The sequence below is a fragment of the Catalinimonas alkaloidigena genome, assembly GCF_029504655.1.
Taxonomy (GTDB): domain Bacteria; phylum Bacteroidota; class Bacteroidia; order Cytophagales; family Cyclobacteriaceae; genus Catalinimonas; species Catalinimonas alkaloidigena.
Genome location: NZ_JAQFIL010000001.1, coordinates 2046067 through 2065799 on the forward strand (window position 1 = coordinate 2046067; position 19733 = coordinate 2065799).

Genomic DNA, 19733 nt, shown 5'->3' on the forward strand with positions numbered 1-19733 from the left:
TAATTAAGGGATTTGGTTCATGACTAATTCACGGATTTTTTTCACATCGTCGGCGGTAAGCGCTGGTGCGTTATTACCCCAGCTTGAGCGTTCATGATTGGCAATGGCAGCAATTTCTTCATCACTTAGCTGATCAGCAAAGCCCGGCATTTGCGCGTACTCAGGCCTTGCGTCATAGCCTTGCAATATGATGCGTACCAACAACTCAGGGTCTTCTTTATTTACCACTGAACTGCCTGCCAAAGGAGGAAAAGCGCCGGATAAGCCGGTACCCTCAGCCTGATGGCAAGTCGCACAGGTCGACATATATAGCGATTGCCCATCGGGCAGTGTACTAGCCTGTCCTCCATCACTTGTGCCTCCAACATCTTTTAGTTTTTTGCGGGTAGAAGGGATAAAATCAACTTCCTGTTCAGTGGTTAGTGGCGCTTGTTTCAGAGATCGCAGGTAAGCGACCAGGTCCAGAGCCATTTGTGTAGGCACGATTTTTACTCCTTTTTTTGAGAACTCTTCAGGGATCGCCAAAACCTGATCATTATTGCTGGCCTCAGCTTTTTCTTCAAATAACCAGGGGTAAGATGGCATGATGGATTCCTTGACTACAATGCGAGGATTATATAAGTGCAAAAGATGCCAGTCCTCGCTGGGCTGTCGTTTCCCTATGTTGGTGAGGTCAGGTCCGGTTCTTTCACTTCCTAGTACGGAAGGTGACTGGCGCCACAGACTCATCCGTTGCTTGCTATAGTAATAATCCGAAGGAATGGAAGGCCTGTCACCCCAACTTTCATCCATCTCAATACTCCTTACCTGTTGGGTATGACAAGCCACACAACCTTCCTTAACAAAGATGTGAAGTCCATTGGTCTCGGCTTCCGACATGGGGTCCATCGTAGGTAATGGCTGCGTGTTTTCTTGTGACTGGTAAGCAGGCAATACAGCTACGCCCATACTTAAGGTTAGAAAACCCAAAAAAGATACTAATACTAAACTTCTATGATCTTTATGAAAATTAAACATATGCTTTTGGTTCAGCTTGCTTCGGTTCTTTTTTTGTTGTTACTATGGGTTTTATACCCCTTCCTTTGCTAACCATATAGTAGAAATTGTAGGCAAACAGAAGGTGGGAGATGAACATGAGTGTTCCACCTATTGCTCTCCATACCCAATACTGTCTCATCATAATCACTGATTCAATAAAGGGAGCGTTTTCTACCCAGCTCAATCCTTTGAGTGTACCACCAGCCATCAGTGAGATCATGTAGGCAAGCAAGCCAATAAGCGCAAGCCAAAAATGCGCGCCTACCAATAGCTGGGGAGGTTCTTTCGCTGTTAGTCTTGGTAAAATGGCGTATATACATGCCCACAGAATAAACGCGATAATACCGTACATGGTCATGTGAGAATGGGCTACATTAAAATCAGTAAAGTGCCAGATGTAGTTGGTAAAGCGAAATGCCTGGAAACTGCCCTGGGCAGAACCCACAAAATAGAAGATCACGCCTATTAGGAAGAAAGGGAGTACATAGCTTTTGGATATGTGGTTCCAGCTTCCCCTCATGGTCATCAGAAAATTGGTAGTTCCGGCAATGACCGGAATAAACATACCCGCACTAAATACGATGGCTACAGTCTGTAACCACCAGGGTAGTGGACTGAACACGAAGTGGTGCGTACCGATCATGGTATAAAACAGCATCTGTGTCCAGAATGCCAATACCCCCAATGAATAGGAATAAATAGGTTTGTTGAGTGCGGAGGGAAGGTAATAATAAATAAGTCCGAGAGTAAAAGTCATAAACCACATGCCCACACCCTGATGCATATAGTATCCCTGGATCACGGTTTCTCCCAGTCCATTTTGATAAATGGGTAAATATCCGATGATCACCAGTACAATTGTCCAGACCATCGCTCCCAGTATGTACCAGTTGGAAATATAAATTTCTGATATCTTTCTGGTAGCTACCGTTTTGTAGAAGTTCCAGAAATTGATGACTAGACCAAGTGCAAAAAGTGACATTACCGGCCATACGTATTCTCTATATTCCCCACCTCCATTATTGATACCTGCCATCAGGCAAATGTTCCCGATAATGACTGCAAGGTTTATGAATGCTAAAGCATACCAACCCACTGTGTGATTATATATTTTAACATTGGAGGTTCTGGATACTACAAAGTATCCCAAACCAAACATGCTAAGGGAAGTCCATCCCCAGAACACTGTATTGGTGTGCACAGGACGTAATCTTCCGAATGAAAGCCATGACATACTATCCAGTTCCGGCCAGATGAACTTCATCCCTAAGTACTGGCCTACCAATGTGCCAAATACCAGCCAAAAAACAGCTGATCCTAGATAGTAGATGATAAGCTTTTTTTGTTGCGAAGGAGTGTCAATGGCTTCGGATGCTTGCTTCTTCTCATCTACAATAGGGTTATCAGGCTTGTGGGTTACTTTATAGATTAAGCCTTTATTGTCAGCTATCTTATCATTACTACCTAACTCATCGCCTTTCAATTGATATTTCAGGGCTTTTTTTCTCTTTTCCAGTATAATATCTATTTCGTCTTGGTTGAGGTTTGCCAACTGCTCTTGCATCTGGCTTTTCTCAAACTGCTGATGTCTATTTTTTTGCCTGCTAATAAAACTATTGAGCCTTGTAAGCAGAATAAGTATGCCTACAATTATCACAATGACTACCAGCACTAAGGTCCCAATGACTCCAGGGCTGGTCATCCAATTCTCAGTATCAATGGTGTTGGCTTGCGCTAATAAATTTATTGGACTGAATGACGCAAAGATGAATGTGAAAAAACAATGCATTATTAAATATATTAAGACCTTTTTATCTTTTATAAGTTTAAATTTTTACCTTCTCAATAATGTTAAGCCAGTATGTAAGCCTGTAGTTAGTTCAAATAAACTTGTATGATTCAGCATGTATTGAAGCTCATTTCTGATGCTGGCAAATTTGTCATGTACCGGACAGGACTTAGCGACATTACATGTGACTAAGCCTAAACCACAGCCTTTACATAGCGTTTCCATCAATAGCATCTACGATTTGACTAAGACTGATTTGATTAATTTGCTTTTTTTCAATTTGAAACCCTCCACTTGGCCCCATGGCTGAATGCATAATTTTATGCTTTACCAAATGTTGAAGTATTTTAGCAGTAAACGCCAGTGGCGACCCTATTTCATGAGCAATCGCCATCAGGCTTACTCTTTTATCGTCAAGAGATTGTTCAGCAACATATATTGTTGCTCTGATACCATATTCACAAGCTTTAGGGAACATACACTCTCAAATTTGAGCCTAAGCTAAAGTTCTTATCTATATCGGACAAATTTATCCGATATTATTTTTAATGATATAAACCCACCCTGTTCTTTTTACATACAATCGTTTCAGTGGATTACTATTACCCCATCTTTTCATAGAAGGCTTTCGTTTTATATTCAATGAATTTAACCGGCTTATCTCTGAGATACTTACTTTTTTCCTGGAGCCTGAAATAAATATAGATAAAACAAAGTCCGTAAAATATGGTAAAAATGGCAAGCTCATAGGTGGGAACAATCATATTTAATGAGTTATTTGCCAGCATACTGGCACCAAAGATTACGGCAAGATTGCCTAAGCCTACCATAACCTTCCACTCCTTGATAATATGCTTGATTCTGCTAAAAATGAGAATTTGAAAAACGCCTGTTGTAATGATCCAAAACGCAATCAGTTCCCAAAGAAGATTAATTTGTACAACAGCGGTGAAAAGACTTATACTACCAATAATTACTTCTATCGCTCCTTTTCCAATAGGTGAGAATATGCTAGCTGATTTGTTAATTCTAAGGCTTAAATACCTGATGATATTGATCAATCCACTGATAAGCAGGAGTACGCCAAATGGAAATGCTAATGCATAAATTTCATCTCCCGGATAACGTAAGGCTACCAGTCCAAAGGTGATAGCGCCAACTCCTCTGTATATAAGGCCGCTTTTGTTTTTTATGAATTGTCTTTCCAGTGTCATATGATTCACCTTTAATGTTGGTTCATGAAAAAGGTTATTTGTAATCTCCAAAGAAGAATTTTGCATATTAAGGCAACGTTCTATTTCACAATTTAGTAATGCGTGGCCTGATGTAAAACGATAGATATCATACGAAAATGATGACTTTTGTCACTGGAAAACACTACTTATCTACGAATGATATAAGCCAAATAATCAGGAAGTGGTACAGCAGGTATGGTATGGAAAATTTGGCAATTTGGTATTTGATCATCTGTTGTTCATGAATTTTTTCCCCAGACAAAATAGGAAGCTGATTATAGTCTTTCATGTACGAGTGATAAATATCAATGGCAAAGGTATGCGCAAGTGTCTAAGGTTAATCAAGGAAACAACACAGCTTTGTATGTATCCGGCGATTTCAAAACAGTGCCTATACCTTTGATTACAGCATGTAGAGCATCAGTATGATGATGCACATGAAGCCTGGTTTTGCCTTCCAGCCTTTGCTTAAGACCTCTGAGCAGTGAGCCTCCACCCGTCAGGTGAATTCCATTGCCATAAATGTCACCTGCAAGTTCCGGCTCACACTCCTCTAGTGCCTGTAGGATAGCGTCTTCTATCTTGACAATGGTTCCATTCAAAATGTCTGCTACCTCAGTGTGGTTTATCCGTATGCTCACCGGAAGCCCACTCATCAGATTTTTTCCTATTACGTTACAGGCATCGGGAACATCATCTGGTACGTCTATTGCAGCACCTACATTGATCTTGAGTTGTTCCGCTACCTTGCTCCCGATAGACATATTATATTGCTTTCTGAAGTAATTTTGAATATCCTCGTCAAAAGTGTCCCCTGCTATTTTGGTAGATTGATGAGAGACTACACCAGACAGGGAGATGACCGCAATTTCAGTTACTCCCGCCCCCAATGTCTACCAAAAATTTACCATCAGCCTCCTGAATGTCCAGCCCCATGCCGATGGCAGCAGCGATGGGTTCAAAGATAAGGTATTTCCGATGAGCCTTGAATTGCTCTAATACATCACGTAGCGCCCTTCGTTCCACTTCAGTAGTATCATACGGAATCCCTGCTACCACATTATCTAAGCCATAAAAAAAGGAAGGTCTCAAATAGAGATTTTTGATGAATGACTTTACCATGCAATTGGCCGAATCGTAATCCATGATCACCCCGCCTTTTAGAGGCTTTACAATTTTAAACTGCTCACTGGCTTTGCCCAGCATATCATAGGCTTCCTGGCCCACCGCTTTCACTGCTTTGTTATTTTTATGCAATGCAATGAAGGAAGGGTGAGAGAAATATTGTTCCTCTTTCTCAGTAAAAATCGTATTACTGTTCCCTAAGTCTATTCCCAGACTATTTCCCCTTTTTAAGCTGCTGATGTTAAACATATATGTGGTAATTGATATTAAAAAACCTGTACGTCAGTAGAATGAGCACTGCAGGAGATATAATACAGTTCATGTTAATCTTACTTAACGCTATGCGTTATTTCCGGGATTAATGACCTCTAGCACCTGATACTTCCTTACTGTTCCGTGCACTTCCCATTCCACCACGTCTCCTTCATGATATCCAATTAGCGCTACGCCCAATGGGGAGAAAATTGAAATCATATTGTTTTTAGGGTTCACTTTGCTGGGTACTACTAAAGTTATCTTAACCTCTTTCCCAAGCGTGTTCTCATACAATGTAACTTCCGAATTCAGCCCAATTACACCTTCCGGTATTTTATCGCCGGCGACAATATTGGCTTCTTTCAGTTCTTCCAGAAGTCTTGAATACGAATAACTGGATAGATTTTTAGGATGGTAATTGACAAATTTTGAGATCAAATCATAATCTCTTTCGGTGACTACAATCTTTTTTGACATCTTATACACTATTTTCTTTGTAATAAATCTGTTGTGGAATGCGGAGGGCTGCTTGGGTACAAGCCTTTGCCTGGGGCTATTCTCTTAAATGAAGTTTCTCTAATTATTTGTCGGCTCCGGCTGAAATAAAACGGTTATGGTTATTCAAGAGAGAAGCGTATTCCCATCCGATAACTACCAGCTTACCATTGCGCAACTGCTCCAGATAGTAGGCGGTTTTTTTATGGCTCAAGCCATAACCATTTAGGATTCCTGTTAGGCCTCCTTCCAATGATCCCAGGGCTTTGCCATCAATTTTTTCTAATAAAAGAGAAGATAAAGAACCCGCAACGAAAATTTCTCCGATACCTGAAATATCCAGGATATGAATTTTTGCAGACGTCAGATGAGCAAAGCATGCCGAAGCCTGTCGGAAATCCATTGCTGTAAAACCGCCCACTTTACCCATGACTGAAAGGTGCTCCAGGGGAGGATGACGGTTTTTCAGCTTTCTGGTGGACTCTTCACCTTCAGCAAGCGTATTGCACACCCTGAGGTACAGATGTATCTTCCACTTATGCGCCAGACGATCATTTGAAAGCTCCTTATTCATCTTTAGTGTTTACAAAAAAACTTTTGATGGGATAAAGAAAAAGCTAATTAAGCTGAGCTAAAATGATCTATGTTTGAAGAAAGAGATGATTAATGTCACCAAAAGCCAATCGGCGAACCAGCTGGGCTGGTGGTAAAAATGGATGATTATGTTTTTACTTTTGTTAAGCGATCCTTGTCCAGAATGGTAATCTTTTTGCGATCAATAGCAATAAGCCCCTCCTCTTTGAAGTCTGCCAGTGTTCTGATCACTGTTTCTTTCACCGTTCCGATCAGTCCGGCAAGATCTTCTCTGGTTAAAGTAACTTCGGGCAAGGTGTTAGCTTGCTTGGAGGATGGTTCACTTACTCTTAAGAGTACTTCGGCCACCCTTTGCCTTACTGAAAAGTAAGATACTTGTAGCAGTTGCTCCTCTCTTTCCATCAGATTGTTGGAAAGCATTTTGATAAATTTGTTGGCTACGCTACGGTTGCTATAGAGAAACTTGAAGAAATCCTCCTGAGGAATGAGACAAACTTCAGCCTCTTCCATAGCTACGGCAGTTTCGGTATAGGTTTCTATTTCGCTCAGCAAAGGCATAAGCCCAAAGAAGTCACCTTCCTGAAAGATGCCGGTAATGAACTCCTTACCATCTTCAGTAGTCTTGAAAGTCTTGATCTTCCCTTTGCTTAAGAAATAGAGTGCTTCTGCCTTACTGCCTTCCTGAAAAATATTCTTTTTCTTTTTGTAGGCCTTGATCTTCCTTTTTTTTGAAAGGTCTTTCAGTTCTTTAAACTCACTGGCTTCCGTGTAAAACTCATTAAGCCCATGGATATTCTTAGAATACTCTTTTTTAAGCACTTCGTTTTTACGTAGCCGGCTTTCTACAGCATTAAGCAATTCCATTTCCTCAAAAGGCTTGGTCAGATAGTCATCTGCTCCCAGGTTCATTCCTTTGCGCACATCATCTTTTTCTGCCTTGGCAGTGAGGAAAATAAAAGGAATACTGGCAGTTTCCGGTTTTTTGCTGAGGATGTGCAATACACCATAACCATCCAGGCCGGGCATCATAATATCGCAGATGATCAGGTCAGGTTGATGCTCGGTGGCCTTTTCTATGCCTAGCTTTCCGCTTTCAGCAGTGATTACCTCATAGTTCGCCAATTCAAGAATATCGGCGGTGGTTTCTCTGACATCAGCATTATCTTCTATCAGTACTATTTTATGCATTTTCTTCCTGGTCTAAAGGTAGTGTTATTGTAAAAGTTGAGCCCTGCTCTATTTTGCTATCAAAAGTAATTTCACCCTTCATAAGCTCTATGTATTTCTTCACGATAGGTAAGCCTAATCCTGTGCCTTCTATATTGGTGACATTACGTGCCCTGAAAAAAAGGTTGAACAAATTCTGTTGTTCGTCTTCCGGGATACCTATTCCCTGATCCTTGATCTTCACAGTAAGCGATGTATCTTTTGTGCTGATCATCAAATCCACGGGTTTATTTTGGGGAGAATATTTAAGGGCATTGGACAAAAGGTTAAGAAAAACATTCCGGGTAAACTGCTTATCCAGATTGACATGTATGCTCTCCTGGTCAGAGGTGAGCCTCACTTCCTGTCCCGGCTTTTGTACATGTTGCAATTCCTGAACAATAATTTCCATAAACTCCATAAGGTCAAAGACTTCTTTCTTCATCTGCAGGGCTCCCTCTTCCAGCCTTCCTAAAGACAGGAACTCGTTGAGGATATCTATCAGGTTTTTTACACTGGATTTAATACGTTCTACATTTTTTAGCCTCTTTTCTTCCTTTCCAGGCTCATTCAGGCGGGCGATCAGGTTAGCAGAAGACAAAATGGTGCTCAAAGGTGTTCTGAACTCATGAGAAGCCATGGAAACAAAGCGGGATTTCAGCTCACTCAGTTCTTTTTCCTTCTTCAGCGCTTTCAGCATTTTTTTTTCCGTACTCTTCTGCTCGGAAACATTGGTAAACACGAACATCACCAGATTAACATCCGCCTGCCCTTCATCCAAGGGCATAGTGTTGACCTTATAGCTATTGGTCTTATGTTTGATCTCGTAAGAATGATGTCCTCCCTCAAAGGTTTTTTGTGCATAGCTTATCATTTGTTTCTTCCATTCAGAAGAAAAATTCTCAACCTCTTTTACAGAAAGCCCTTCCACCTTCTCTTTATTCAAAGCTATCTTTCGTAATTCTTCCCCGTCCAGAAATACGATCCGATAATCACGATTGATGACCACTATCATCACCTTGGGAAAGTAGCGGGCAATGGCCACGTATAAAGCATAGTTTTTCTTCGCCTGTGCATCCGCCTGCCGGGTTTCATGGATCTGATATTGCAGGGATAAGTTGGTTTCTACCAGCTTTTTGACCATAGCGGTTAATTCCCGGGTACGCTCCTTTACCTTTCGTTCCAGCTCTTCGGTATACGATTGCTGTTTGACTTCGGGAGAGAGAATCGCATCTACTGACATTTTTTGCTCAATTACGGTAGCTGCCCAGTCCACCCCGTTGATGATCAGTGAAATCTCATTCGTTTTCGGTGATCTGTAATCTTTGAAAAATAACAGGAACGCGCCTAAGAGTTTTCCGTTCATCCGGGAATGAATAGGCGTGACCCACCAGCCATTAGGAGAGGGATGTTTACTGTCTTTCCAGATAATTTTTTTGCTGATCGGCTCAAAAGATGAATTACTCTTGATTTCAGGCAATTGCTTGAATACAACAAGCTTGATAAGCTCTACCAAATCAGATGATAATGAAGGAGCAGCAGCGATTTGCCATTGATCGTTAGCATGATTTGCTACGAGTATGGAAAGCACAAACTCATCAGATTGCTTTTCTATCCATTTGATGATCTGTGTCAGTAACTCCTCTACAGGGGTATGCTGAGATATATTTTTCTGAAGGTTATTTTTCACAATTTCAAAGTCAGACTTAAGGTGCATTCATTTAAATGTTAAAGTGATAGAATAACTACAGACCGATGAGAATAAAATGATTTTAATCATAAAAAATGAGCGACTTACATCATTGTATGTTGTATAGTAGCCTGTTTACTTTGTAAGTAATGCTATTCATATTTTTTCTATAACCAGTTTACGTACAAAATGTACCTACTTTAATAATTTTTTACTATGGTAGAATCAATCACAACCCATAGGGATGACATCATTGGCTTTCGGATAGATGGAACAGTCAGTGAAGTGGATTTAAAACCTGTACTTATTGAATTAAGAGAAAAACTGAAGTCTTATGCAAAAGTAAGGCTTTATGTAGAATATGTTGATGCCTACGGCTTTTCTCTGGATACATTGATTGAAGAACTGGAATATAATTTTGGAGATTTGGAATGCTTTGAAAAAGCAGTAATCATAACCATAAAAGACTGGCTTAAACAGGCCGCTCAATACAGCAGTATAGTCAGTACGATACAATTGAAGAGCTTTCATTTTTCAGAAAAAGATAAGGCTGGTAGATGGATAGAGGAGTGATGCTTTTAATCCAGGTTTAGTTAGTGAGTTGCAGTATGAAGAACAATGATTCAACTTATTGCAAATGATATTTTTTGTAGTTCCTTCATCAGCTAGCTGAAAAAACCCGAAGTAATTTCGGGTTTTCTTATTTTTAAAAAAGGTATTAAAAGACTTCCTATCGTAAAGCATAATTTGTAAAGACCCAGGTGCAATTTTAATTTTTACTGTCTAAAGCGCATTAATTAGGCTCTCCAGCGGAAAGGGGTGGCAGGTGGAAGCGAAAGGCGTTAAGTATTCAAGTATTTTCCCTATCGTATCATAAGCCCCAAAGCCATCGCCTACGGATACTGGAGTAATCATCCCATACAAGAACAGACACTAAAAAAAATTAGCTGAGTAAATACGATACTAAGCATAACAAAAACTTATGACATGTTTAAGTTGATAGCTTTCGTTTGGCATACCGATAAATACTTATGTTTGGGTATTTACATTGTAAGGAGAAATGAAGAATTTTTATGACATAATACATAGCATTTGTAAACATCATGGAACAGCGGATAAAGGATATTGACTTTGGTACCTTGCTCAATAAAAAGTTTTTTCCTTCCCCCAATGCCTGGGAAGATGAAGTGCTTTATTTTATGATGCTGGACAGATTCTCTGACAAAAATGAGAAAGGTTATCTGGATAACGACGGACAATTGGTAAATCCAGGGACTACTCCTTTATTTCAGCCGGAAGATAGAGGAAATGCCACACGGACAGATGAAGACAGAAAAGCATGGGTGGAGGCAGGAAGTAAATTTGTCGGAGGCACACTGAGGGGGCTTGAGTCAAAAATAGGTTATCTTAAGCGGCTTGGAGTCACTGCTATCTGGATCAGCCCCATTTTTAAACAGCTGGTCTCTCAGCACACCTACCATGGCTATGGCATACAAAACTTCCTGGATGTAGATCCCCGTTTCGGCACTCGTGAAGATTTGATTTCTATGGTGAAAACCGCACATACACATGGGATACGCGTTATCCTGGATATTATTCTGAACCATAGCGGAGATGTGTTTGCCTATCGCCCCGAATCGTTTCGCTGTGAGATCAAAGATGATCATGACAATGTCATCGGAAAAGAAGCCTGCTGGCAAATAGATGGTACTACCTATGAGGTGGAAGGTTTTAAAGACCGTGACGGGAATCTCACATTACCGTTTGGACCTGTGCCAGCCTCAGAATTTCCCGACGGAGCCATCTGGCCGCTTGAGTTTCAGGAGCCGGCCACATTTAGTCGCCGTGGGGTGATTCGTAACTTTGACTTTGATCCTGAGTTTCGCGAAGGAGATTTTTTCACGCTCAAAGATATCAGGCTAGGGCAGGGGCCAGTAGACTATTATCAGGAATCTGCTGCATTGCTCAATCTGTGTGAGGTTTACAAGTTCTGGATTGCGCTGGCAGATATTGATGGGTTTCGTGTGGATACTGTAAAGCATATGGATGATGGGGCAAGCCGCCTTTTCACCTCAGCCATACATGAATTTACCCAAAGTATCGGAAAAGAAAATTTTTACCTTATTGCCGAAATTACCGGCGGACGGGTGAATGCATTCAGAACGCTGGAAGAAGTAGGGATGAATGCGGCCCTGGGAATTAACGATATCCCCGATAAACTGGAATACCTGGTGAAAGGCTTTCGTAACCCTGATGATTATTTCAAATTATTTCGTAACTCTTTACTGGTACAAAAAGAATCTCACGTATGGTTTAGAGATAAAGTGGTGACCTCCTTTGATGATCATGACCAGGTGCGGAAAGGACAAAACAAGGCCCGTTTCTGCTATGATGAAGGCCCCGGGCAGCACGAAAATTTCCGGATGATATTAAACGCTCTGGCTTTTAATGCGATGACTATGGGCATTCCCTGCATCTACTATGGCTCCGAGCAGGCCTTTGACGGGCACGGACGCAATGATCGCTTTATCAGAGAGTCTATGTTTGGGGGTGATTTCGGCGCTTTTCAGACTAAGGGACGGCATTTCTTCAATGAGCAAAGTCATACCTATCAGGAGCTGGCGAAAATTCTCACAATACGCAAAGAAAGTATAGTGATCAGGCGTGGGCGCCAGTTTTTACGGCCTATCTCAGGAGATGGCATCAACTTTGGCCTTCCTCAGATGGTCGGCAAAGAAATTCGTTCCGTCGTCCCCTGGTCACGTATCTTTAATAAACAAGAGGTGCTGATGGCTATCAACACAGACTATTTCCAGGCTAAAACCGCCTGGGTTACCATTGACAATGGCTTGCATGCGGAAGGAGATATGCTAACATGTATCTACTCCACCGACGCAAACCAGATTGGTTCTCAACTAAATATTGAAGCACGCAATGGTAAGGCGGTTTTGCTCACCGTTCCGGCCGCAGGCTTTGTCATTTATCAGTGATCGCAGCAGAAAGCCAGATAAATGCTGTCAGGAGTTAAGCACGTATTTTTAAGCAGCTTTTTGCATATGATAATGGTGATGCTATAAGTAATTCTGAGTTATTTTACACTGGCTGAGGCCTTTAATGCGAGCATTTTAGCAGCCTTGCCTATACGGCGATGACCAACTTTCCGGCAGCTTGTCCTCTGCCTATGATCCGTAATGCCTCTGGTACATCATCTAGTGTAAAGGACTTGTCAATCACCGGCCTCAGCTTTTCTTCCTCTACCAGTTTGCTGATCCGTTGGAGGCTCGCAGGATTAGTGCTGGCCAGTAGGTTGATCATTTTTTTCCTTTCAGTCAAATATTTCCATGGTCCCAACAAGAGTGCGCCCAGGGAGAAAGCACAGCTAACGTAAGTGCCTCCTGGTTTAAGTACCCGCTCAATCTCTTTAGGAGAACGGTTTCCTACGACATCAAAGATCAGGTCGTACTGCTTGCTGTCTTTGATAAAATCATGGAGCTTATAATCAATGACCTCGTCTGCTCCCAATTGATAGGCAATTTCCACTTTGGCAGTACTGCTCACAGCGGTAACGTGCGCACCATATGCTTTGGCAAGCTGAATGGCGTAGCTGCCCACACCACCTGAGGCACCATTGATCAGTACTTCCTGGCCTTCCTCTACCCTTCCCTGGTCGAGAAGTCCTTGTAGGGCAGTTACAGCCGCCATGGGCAATGCCGCTGATTCTTCGTAGCTAAGTTTTGATGGCTTTTTTGCCAAGCACTTTTCATCAGTGCTCACATACTCGGCAAAACTTCCGAACCCACTTCCTGACAAATCCCCAAAAACTTCATCCCCCGGACGAAAGTGAGTAATTTTACTGCCCACTCTCTCCACGATGCCGGCAACATCAGCGCCAGGTATTTTATGCTTTGGCTTGAATAAACCGGCCATCAAACGTATCGGTAAAGGTTCACCTCTCAGCAAATGCCAGTCCGCTTTATTGACAGCGGCGGCCAGTACCTTGATGAGTACCTCATGGGGGCGGGGCTCCGGACGCTTTACTTCTCTTAATTCAAGCAGGTCAGGAGAGCCATACTTTTCATAAACAATCGCTTTCATGAGGTAGTAATTTTGACGTTATTATTATACGACTTTGCCTTTCCTTTCAGTAGTAAGTACAAGCTAAGGCTAACTTCTCCCACTGCTGCAGTGATTCCAACCACCAGTACCAGCCAGGCTTCATTTCCTGGAAAGCTAAAGTCACCGAAAGTTTCCATCAGATAACCCGCTGCAGAGCCGATCAGTAATCCACCAAGCAAATTGGGAATTATGTCAGCTTGATAGATTAACACGCCCAGCAAAAAGCAATGCACGCCAAAAAATGCCCCGGCAATCAGGTAGCCATACTGATGGGCCTCCATGAAAAACAGACTCATAGCGTGAAGTTGCGGGGTAGTGAAAACTTCTAGAAAGGCTTCTCCTCCCAGGACTTCCAGCGCCAGGTAATGGTTGAGTAAGTTCAGGCTGGCGATCGCCGGATGCGCCAGTAAGCGGAATGTGGATGAGACCATCGCCAGGGTTTTGTTGTAAGGCTTGAAAATCTGATAAAGCAATACAGAGATAACCCCATCCAGCAGGAAGGCAAGCAGATCAGTTAGCAAACCCAAACGGAATAATCCCTCATTGGACAAGATGTTGGTAGCAGTAGCCCCTGCATCCGAGGGAACTACCACTGTGCCTCGTACATAGCCCTGGCTGAATCCGGCACAAATGATCACCAGTAAGTACAACAGGCCAGTTAATCTTAGCAGATTTTTGTGCTCCGGTCTTGATATTTGATTTTTCATAATCAGGTTGGTTTAGAAGATTTAATGGCTTATTCAGTAAACTCAATGAGCCTGGCACTTACCGTCACGGTTCGCTTATAGTAAAATGGAGGTACACCGCCTATGTGTTCTTCGGTAAGCACATTCGTGAGCGATCTTGAACCTGCATTCAGCTCCGCGTTTTTCAGCATGTCTGCATAGGCAGTGGCATACAATTGTTTCTTGTTTGCACTTCCAAAAATCAATACATAACTGACTTCAGCGCTTCCGCTAACCTGGCTTACCTGCTTGAAGTTGTTTCTGCCTAGTTGTACTTGTGTCGTGTTCTGGTTCTGGTTGAAAACCCAGGCTTTGTTCACTCCGCATGAGCTCAGCCCGACGATAAGTATCAGGCTCATGATTATTTTTGTTGTCTTTTTCATTTTACTACTGTGTTTTGTTCAGGAGTAAAATTGCGAGGCTGGATTAGCAATTGCTTGACCGTCTGTGCCAAAGGTTTGACATTTGAGGCCAGAAAGGATATCTCAGAGGTTTTTCCGGTAATCTGCCGGAGATTGCCCCAGCCAGCGCTTGAACGCGCGATTAAACGCACTTTGTTCTGAGAAGCCAGTCAGGAAGGCTATTTCACTTATGGATTGTCTGGAGTTCCTCAACAGGGCTACAGCCACTTCCCGCTGAATATTCTGTACCAACTCTCTAAACGACAGGCCTTTCTCCGCCAGCCTTCTTTTGAGCGTTCTGGCACTCATCCCCAGGTATTCAGCCATTTGAATAACACTGGGGATTCCACTGGGAAGTGCCTCTTCAATGAGCTTGTACAACTCACCCAATAGCCGGTCAGCGTTCGCATAAATTCCTTTTTTTTCTTCATCCAGACGTTCAAGTAAAAAACGATGAATACTCTTGTCGGCTTTTACTGTAGGGATATCGATAGCTGAGGTACTAAACTGAATGGCGTTTTCTTCCTGTCCGAAGCGAACAGGACATCTGAAAAAATCAACAAATGGCTTAGCCTCTTCAATCGTATGTTTAAAGCAAACTCCTACAGGATAGATTTCCTTATTGGTCACTTCTCTCATGATGCCACTAAGCATTACAAAGGTAGCTTCATTGGCTGTCTCTATTCCCTTACGTTGAGCATCTCTGATTAACTTGAGTTTTGTAGTACCATTCGCTTCTTCTATGCGTGCTTCTCCATGATCTGTAACGAGTATCATATATCTTTCAGCCCGGTCCAGTACGTCTTTTGCCCGCCAGCAAGTTTTCCAGGAAAGCCCCAAAGTACCGTAATCATCTGCAGTGAGCTGCTTACCCTGTCTTAAGCCAAATGCAGGTTTCAAGTGCTGATCCGCCAATTCATATACTTCAAGAAGCAATTCCATGGGGATATATTTATCTCCACACATAATTTCTTTTCTTCTCAGCTGGTGTTTGAGTAGATTCGGAGATAAGCCTTCCTCCTGACTTAAGTGGATGGCTTTTTGATAAATACTTAGTGAAACAAAAGACATTGCACGGATTTGGAGTTTATAATTTACGAATAATTGAAAATAGTAAGAATGTTTATCCGAAAAAGAAGGAAGAGGGGATAGGATCTCAATATGTGCTTTGCGTTATCCAGGCTTTCAGGGCAGCAATTTTAATGAAACAAAACACTGGTGGTGAATTCAAATCTGATGTTAAAAGTATTCCCTGCTTCATCAGCGTATCTGTTTATCCTGCTGCATAAAAATATTGAATGTTAGCCACTCAAAGTGTTTTTAGCAGTTCAATAAACTTTCCAAAACACCTATACTCAGGACTGTCTCTGTATGATGAAATTAGTGCACCAGACGTGTAAGGGGGAGTGTTCATCAAAAATACAAATCTACCATACGCTTGATTAATTTTAATAATAACGAGATAAAGAGGAGGTTTTTTTAACACATTTTGATTACATTAATTATTATTTGAAATATATATATCGGGAAGTTCCGTTAGCATTAAAAATTGGGGCCGATGATTACTATCCAAAGGGTAAGTTTTCAGTTCTTTCATTTCATTTCAGAACCAACTACTTATGAGCTGTTCCCCTTTCAGAGATTTAGGATAAATGTTGTTAAAGTCTATTTTGAACGCTTAACATCCATTTCTATTTTATTATTGCCAGGTCAGAAAATACGTAAAGCTATTCATTCAAAAATGAATGCGAGGAAACAATTAATTCACATTTTCTTAAAATAAAGATAACTTTCTGACTTGCTCAATCCAGGAAGCTATAGAGTAATATTGCCTCATTATTTGCACGCTAACTAAGCAGGTATTCACTGGTAAACCAGAATAAATTTGACTGTTGCTCACAACGCAATGATTGAATAAAAATGATGCTGGTTTTTGCTTTTTAGACAACACAGATTCTATACTTCTTAACTAAACTATACCATGAATCTTAATCTCAAAAAATCCTTATGTCTGGGTTTTTTCATAACGTCTATTTGTTATGAAGCTTTCTCAGCACCTGCTTTTGCTTGGCCAATAGGTATCTACGAAGACTCTCCTCCCGGGAGAGTTTCCAGCCTGAACTCTACTCCTGAAATCGCGGAAATTAATGGTATTGTCACCGACGAAAGCGGTGAGCCACTTGTGGGCGCAACAGTGAGCATTGAGGGCACCACCATGGGTACGATCACTAATGTGGATGGTGAATTCACTATCAATGCCAGCGAAGGTGAAGTCCTGGTAATCTCCTTTGTAGGTTATGTCACCAAAGAAGTGGTTCTAAGCAATCAGACGAACATTAGCATACAATTAGCAGCAGATGCCCGGCAGCTGGAGGATATTGTAGTGATCGCCTATGGGGAGAAAAAGAAGTCGGACATCACTGGCGCCATTTCATCAGTTGATGAGGAAGAATTCAACAAAGGCGTTGTAGTCAATCCGGGAGAGTTATTGCAGGGAAAAGTGGCCGGTGTAAACGTTTCTAATGCCAGCGGTGAGCCGGGTGCTTCCCAAAATATCGTCATCCGTGGGGTAGGCAGTTTACGCTCAGGAACAACCCCCCTCTATGTGGTGGATGGCTTTGTGCTTGACAACTCGTCTACTGGCGTTGCCAATAATCCATTGAACTTTATCAATCCTGCCGATATAGAGAGTATGGAGGTGCTCAAAGATGCTTCCGCTACCGCGCTCTATGGGTCAAGAGCATCCAACGGTGTGGTGGTAATCACTACCAAAAAGGGTAAAGTGGGTAATACAAAGATTGATTTATCCGCATCTACGGCATGGTCATCTGTTGCCAATAAAATTGATGTATTCAGTACAGATAGGTTTCGTAGGGAGGTGCCGGCCGTAGGAGGTAGTCTTGAGGATTTTGGCGCAAGCACTGACTGGCAGGATGAATTGACTCGGACAGGCCTGTCCCAGAACATTAACCTATCCCTAAGTGGAGCGGCAAGTGAGCAATTTTCATATTTTGCTTCTATAGGTTATCAGGATCAGGAAGGTGTACTCAAAAACAGTAACCTGACACGTTACTCCGCCCGACTGAATATGAACCAGCAAGCCCTGAACGGCCGCTTGAATATCGCCTATAAATTCACTGGTGCGCAAACCAACAACCTGAGGCCAGATATGACACCAATGGTGACTGATATGCTGCAACTGAATCCTACACTACCGGTTTACTCCGATGGAGAACCTACCCAGATAGAAGACATGCTCAATCCTGTGGTGCGCTATGACATCTATAAAGATGAATCCGTTAACAATCGCATCCTGGCGAATATTACCCCCTCTATTGAGATCATTGAAGGGCTTACCTACAAGATGAATTTAGGCCTGGATTACTCTACCACTACCCGCGATATCCAAAGAGAACCATATGCACAATTAGAAGGTAGTGAATTAGGAGAATTAACATCCATTAGCAAGCGAAACGAAAATAAGCTGATAGAAAATACGCTGACCTACAATCTGGATGTAGGCGGTCATAACATGAATATCCTGGCTGGTCATTCGTACCAAAAGCTGTTTGAGCATCAAAAAAGCTTCAATCTGACTGGCTTTGCTGACAATGATATTGAACCCATATACCAGGACCAGATTAGCACCCAAGAGCAACCTACGACTTTGAACTCATTTGCTACCGAAAACGAACTCCAATCTTTCTTTGGTAGGTTTGATTATAATTACCAAAGCAAATATTTACTGACAGCAACCATGCGTGCCGATGGTTCTTCTAAGTTTGGAGAAAACAATAAATACGGCTACTTCCCTTCCTTTGCTGTAGGGTGGAATATTATAGAAGAAGGCTTTTTTACTAGTCGGATTATTGATAACCTGAAGCTGCGTGCCAGTTGGGGGCAAACAGGAAATCAGGAGATACCCTCTAAGATTACCCAGGAAAGTTATACCGAGAGCCGAGTTGAAAATGATACTTACCCGCTGGACCCTAACGCTAATACGCTGGACGATTATCCTTATGGGATTATCTATACGCGCTTCGCGAATCCCGATTTGCAATGGGAGGTCTCCACACAAACTGATATAGGACTTGACTTCACACTGTTTAATTTCCGCTTAAGCGGTACGATAGATTACTTTAACAAGGTTTCAGAAAATATCCTTTTGGAAGTTGTTCCTGCCGACCCGATCCAGCCAACAGATACTTACTGGACAAACATCCCGGATATGCAGATCAAGAACTCTGGTCTGGAACTGACCCTTGATTATTACAGCGATCCTGGAAGTGATTTTACTTTCAATATCGGAGGAAACTTCTCCTACATCAACAATGAAGTAGTCAACTCTCCCTACACGGTTCTGACCAGTGGGGCCGCACAGGGGGCCGGACAGACAGGGGCTACGATCAATGGCTACATTAATAATGAACCCATAGGTGCATTTTATATGAAAGAGTTCATCGGTATAGGAGAGGATGGCCTCAACGAATTTGTAGATGTAGTGGAAGATGGTCAAAGTTTGGAGAATGACAGAAAGGTCGTGGGAACTGCCCTGGCAGATATCAACTATGGTTTTCACTTAGACTTTAAGTACAGAGGCTTTAACCTGGGACTGAACTTCAATGGTGTCGCTGGTAATAAGATATACAATCATACAGCCATGTCCCTGTTCAACAAAGGACGGTTGTCTTCAAATTTTAATGCTACTGATTTCGCGGTACAATACCCAAATGAAATCATTTCCAATTCCAATGAGGTATCTACCCGCTATCTGGAAACTGGTGACTTCTTAAGGTTAAATAACGCGACTTTGTCTTATTCGCTTACACCGGCAAATCTTGGGCTGGGAGACGCGATTAATAATATTCGCCTTTCATTGACCGGCCAAAACCTGTTCGTGATTACAGATTATACCGGCTTTGATCCTGAGGTTAATACGGGTAGTGCGATTAGTGATGTGCAGACCTTCGGCATTGACTATTTCACTTACCCCCGGGCAAGGACAATCTTAATTGGACTAAACGTATCATTCTAGAAAATCAAATGATGTGCGCTGCATTTTCA

Annotated in this window: 17 protein-coding genes; 3 read left to right on the forward strand and 14 right to left on the reverse strand. The window is 42.1% G+C overall.

All coding sequences use genetic code 11. The annotated features are described in order from the left end of the window. Nucleotides 1-3: 3 nt before the first annotated feature. The 10 genes from OKW21_RS08540 to OKW21_RS08585 form a co-directional block, all read right to left on the reverse strand. Nucleotides 4-1017 (reverse strand): cbb3-type cytochrome c oxidase subunit II, encoded by a 1014-nt coding sequence (locus OKW21_RS08540; RefSeq protein ID WP_277478997.1) that lies wholly within the window; start codon nucleotides 1015-1017, stop codon nucleotides 4-6. After that, entirely contained in the window at nucleotides 1010-2827 is a 1818-nt protein-coding gene (locus tag OKW21_RS08545; protein WP_277478998.1) for a cbb3-type cytochrome c oxidase subunit I, read from the reverse strand. Before OKW21_RS08545 ends, OKW21_RS08540 begins: the two co-directional genes overlap by 8 nt. 208 nt (nucleotides 2828-3035) lie before the next feature. After that, nucleotides 3036-3305: an RrF2 family transcriptional regulator gene (locus OKW21_RS32520; protein WP_338130035.1), complete on the reverse strand. Its 270-nt coding sequence runs from the start codon at nucleotides 3303-3305 to the stop codon at nucleotides 3036-3038. A gap of 124 nt (nucleotides 3306-3429) precedes the next feature. Beyond that, nucleotides 3430-4041, reverse strand: a complete 612-nt coding sequence (locus tag OKW21_RS08555; RefSeq protein WP_277478999.1) for an HdeD family acid-resistance protein — start codon at nucleotides 4039-4041, stop codon at nucleotides 3430-3432. A 362-nt stretch (nucleotides 4042-4403) separates the two neighbouring features. Further along, nucleotides 4404-4952: a rod shape-determining protein gene (locus tag OKW21_RS08560; RefSeq protein ID WP_277479000.1), complete on the reverse strand. Its 549-nt coding sequence runs from the start codon at nucleotides 4950-4952 to the stop codon at nucleotides 4404-4406. Further along, nucleotides 4933-5436, reverse strand: coding sequence for a rod shape-determining protein (locus tag OKW21_RS08565; protein ID WP_277479001.1), 504 nt, complete (start codon nucleotides 5434-5436; stop codon nucleotides 4933-4935). Before OKW21_RS08565 ends, OKW21_RS08560 begins: the two co-directional genes overlap by 20 nt. Before the next feature lie 90 nt (nucleotides 5437-5526). Next, a complete protein-coding gene (locus OKW21_RS08570) occupies nucleotides 5527-5919 on the reverse strand; it encodes a GreA/GreB family elongation factor (protein ID WP_277479002.1) in 393 nt (130 codons plus the stop codon). 103 nt (nucleotides 5920-6022) lie between these two features. Continuing rightward, nucleotides 6023-6511, reverse strand: a complete 489-nt coding sequence (locus OKW21_RS08575) for a hypothetical protein (protein ID WP_277479003.1) — start codon at nucleotides 6509-6511, stop codon at nucleotides 6023-6025. A 146-nt stretch (nucleotides 6512-6657) separates the two neighbouring features. Next, on the reverse strand, nucleotides 6658-7719 hold the full coding sequence (locus OKW21_RS08580) for a response regulator (RefSeq protein WP_277479004.1): 1062 nt from the start codon (nucleotides 7717-7719) through the stop codon (nucleotides 6658-6660). After that, nucleotides 7712-9454 (reverse strand): sensor histidine kinase, encoded by a 1743-nt coding sequence (locus tag OKW21_RS08585; RefSeq protein ID WP_277479005.1) that lies wholly within the window; start codon nucleotides 9452-9454, stop codon nucleotides 7712-7714. The genes OKW21_RS08580 and OKW21_RS08585 overlap by 8 nt, the downstream gene beginning before the upstream one ends. A 189-nt stretch (nucleotides 9455-9643) precedes the next feature. Between OKW21_RS08585 and OKW21_RS08590 the strand changes: the two genes are divergently transcribed. Beyond that, nucleotides 9644-10000 carry a SpoIIAA family protein gene (locus OKW21_RS08590; RefSeq protein ID WP_277479006.1) on the forward strand — a complete coding sequence of 119 codons (357 nt, stop codon included), beginning with the start codon at nucleotides 9644-9646 and terminating at the stop codon, nucleotides 9998-10000. Between the two features lie 530 nt (nucleotides 10001-10530). Further along, complete coding sequence (locus tag OKW21_RS08595) at nucleotides 10531-12417, forward strand: alpha-amylase family glycosyl hydrolase (protein ID WP_277479007.1); 1887 nt, start codon at nucleotides 10531-10533, stop codon at nucleotides 12415-12417. A 148-nt stretch (nucleotides 12418-12565) separates the two neighbouring features. Here OKW21_RS08595 and OKW21_RS08600 read toward each other — a convergent pair whose 3' ends face one another. The 4 genes from OKW21_RS08600 to OKW21_RS08615 all read right to left on the reverse strand — a co-directional run bounded on the left by OKW21_RS08600 (nucleotide 12566) and on the right by OKW21_RS08615 (nucleotide 15740). Beyond that, on the reverse strand, nucleotides 12566-13522 hold the full coding sequence (locus tag OKW21_RS08600; RefSeq protein ID WP_277479008.1) for an NAD(P)-dependent alcohol dehydrogenase: 957 nt from the start codon (nucleotides 13520-13522) through the stop codon (nucleotides 12566-12568). Then, nucleotides 13519-14250 (reverse strand): DUF4386 domain-containing protein, encoded by a 732-nt coding sequence (locus OKW21_RS08605; protein WP_277479009.1) that lies wholly within the window; start codon nucleotides 14248-14250, stop codon nucleotides 13519-13521. The genes OKW21_RS08600 and OKW21_RS08605 overlap by 4 nt, the downstream gene beginning before the upstream one ends. Nucleotides 14251-14279: 29 nt before the next feature. Next, entirely contained in the window at nucleotides 14280-14651 is a 372-nt protein-coding gene (locus OKW21_RS08610) for a DUF6567 family protein (RefSeq protein ID WP_277479010.1), read from the reverse strand. A 102-nt stretch (nucleotides 14652-14753) separates the two neighbouring features. Continuing rightward, nucleotides 14754-15740, reverse strand: a complete 987-nt coding sequence (locus OKW21_RS08615; RefSeq protein ID WP_277479011.1) for an AraC family transcriptional regulator — start codon at nucleotides 15738-15740, stop codon at nucleotides 14754-14756. Nucleotides 15741-16650: 910 nt separating this feature from the next. Between OKW21_RS08615 and OKW21_RS08620 the strand changes: the two genes are divergently transcribed. Next, nucleotides 16651-19704, forward strand: a complete 3054-nt coding sequence (locus OKW21_RS08620; protein ID WP_277479012.1) for a SusC/RagA family TonB-linked outer membrane protein — start codon at nucleotides 16651-16653, stop codon at nucleotides 19702-19704. Nucleotides 19705-19733: the final 29 nt, after the last annotated feature.

Excerpts from the sequence above, each read along its gene's own strand:
- OKW21_RS08540 (WP_277478997.1), bottom strand. The coding sequence starts at position 1,017 with ATGTTTAATTTTCATAAAGATCATAGAAGTTTAGTATTAGTATCTTTT.
- OKW21_RS08610 (WP_277479010.1), bottom strand. The coding sequence starts at position 14,651 with ATGAAAAAGACAACAAAAATAATCATGAGCCTGATACTTATCGTCGGG.
- OKW21_RS08595 (WP_277479007.1), top strand. The coding sequence starts at position 10,531 with ATGGAACAGCGGATAAAGGATATTGACTTTGGTACCTTGCTCAATAAA.
- OKW21_RS08555 (WP_277478999.1), bottom strand. The coding sequence starts at position 4,041 with ATGACACTGGAAAGACAATTCATAAAAAACAAAAGCGGCCTTATATAC.
- OKW21_RS08615 (WP_277479011.1), bottom strand. The coding sequence starts at position 15,740 with ATGTCTTTTGTTTCACTAAGTATTTATCAAAAAGCCATCCACTTAAGT.
- OKW21_RS08620 (WP_277479012.1), top strand. The coding sequence starts at position 16,651 with ATGAATCTTAATCTCAAAAAATCCTTATGTCTGGGTTTTTTCATAACG.
- OKW21_RS08585 (WP_277479005.1), bottom strand. The coding sequence starts at position 9,454 with ATGCACCTTAAGTCTGACTTTGAAATTGTGAAAAATAACCTTCAGAAA.
- OKW21_RS08545 (WP_277478998.1), bottom strand. The coding sequence starts at position 2,827 with ATGCATTGTTTTTTCACATTCATCTTTGCGTCATTCAGTCCAATAAAT.
- OKW21_RS08570 (WP_277479002.1), bottom strand. The coding sequence starts at position 5,919 with ATGTCAAAAAAGATTGTAGTCACCGAAAGAGATTATGATTTGATCTCA.
- OKW21_RS08605 (WP_277479009.1), bottom strand. The coding sequence starts at position 14,250 with ATGAAAAATCAAATATCAAGACCGGAGCACAAAAATCTGCTAAGATTA.
- OKW21_RS08575 (WP_277479003.1), bottom strand. The coding sequence starts at position 6,511 with ATGAATAAGGAGCTTTCAAATGATCGTCTGGCGCATAAGTGGAAGATA.
- OKW21_RS08600 (WP_277479008.1), bottom strand. The coding sequence starts at position 13,522 with ATGAAAGCGATTGTTTATGAAAAGTATGGCTCTCCTGACCTGCTTGAA.
- OKW21_RS08580 (WP_277479004.1), bottom strand. The coding sequence starts at position 7,719 with ATGCATAAAATAGTACTGATAGAAGATAATGCTGATGTCAGAGAAACC.
- OKW21_RS08590 (WP_277479006.1), top strand. The coding sequence starts at position 9,644 with ATGGTAGAATCAATCACAACCCATAGGGATGACATCATTGGCTTTCGG.
- OKW21_RS32520 (WP_338130035.1), bottom strand. The coding sequence starts at position 3,305 with ATGTTCCCTAAAGCTTGTGAATATGGTATCAGAGCAACAATATATGTT.
- OKW21_RS08565 (WP_277479001.1), bottom strand. The coding sequence starts at position 5,436 with ATGTTTAACATCAGCAGCTTAAAAAGGGGAAATAGTCTGGGAATAGAC.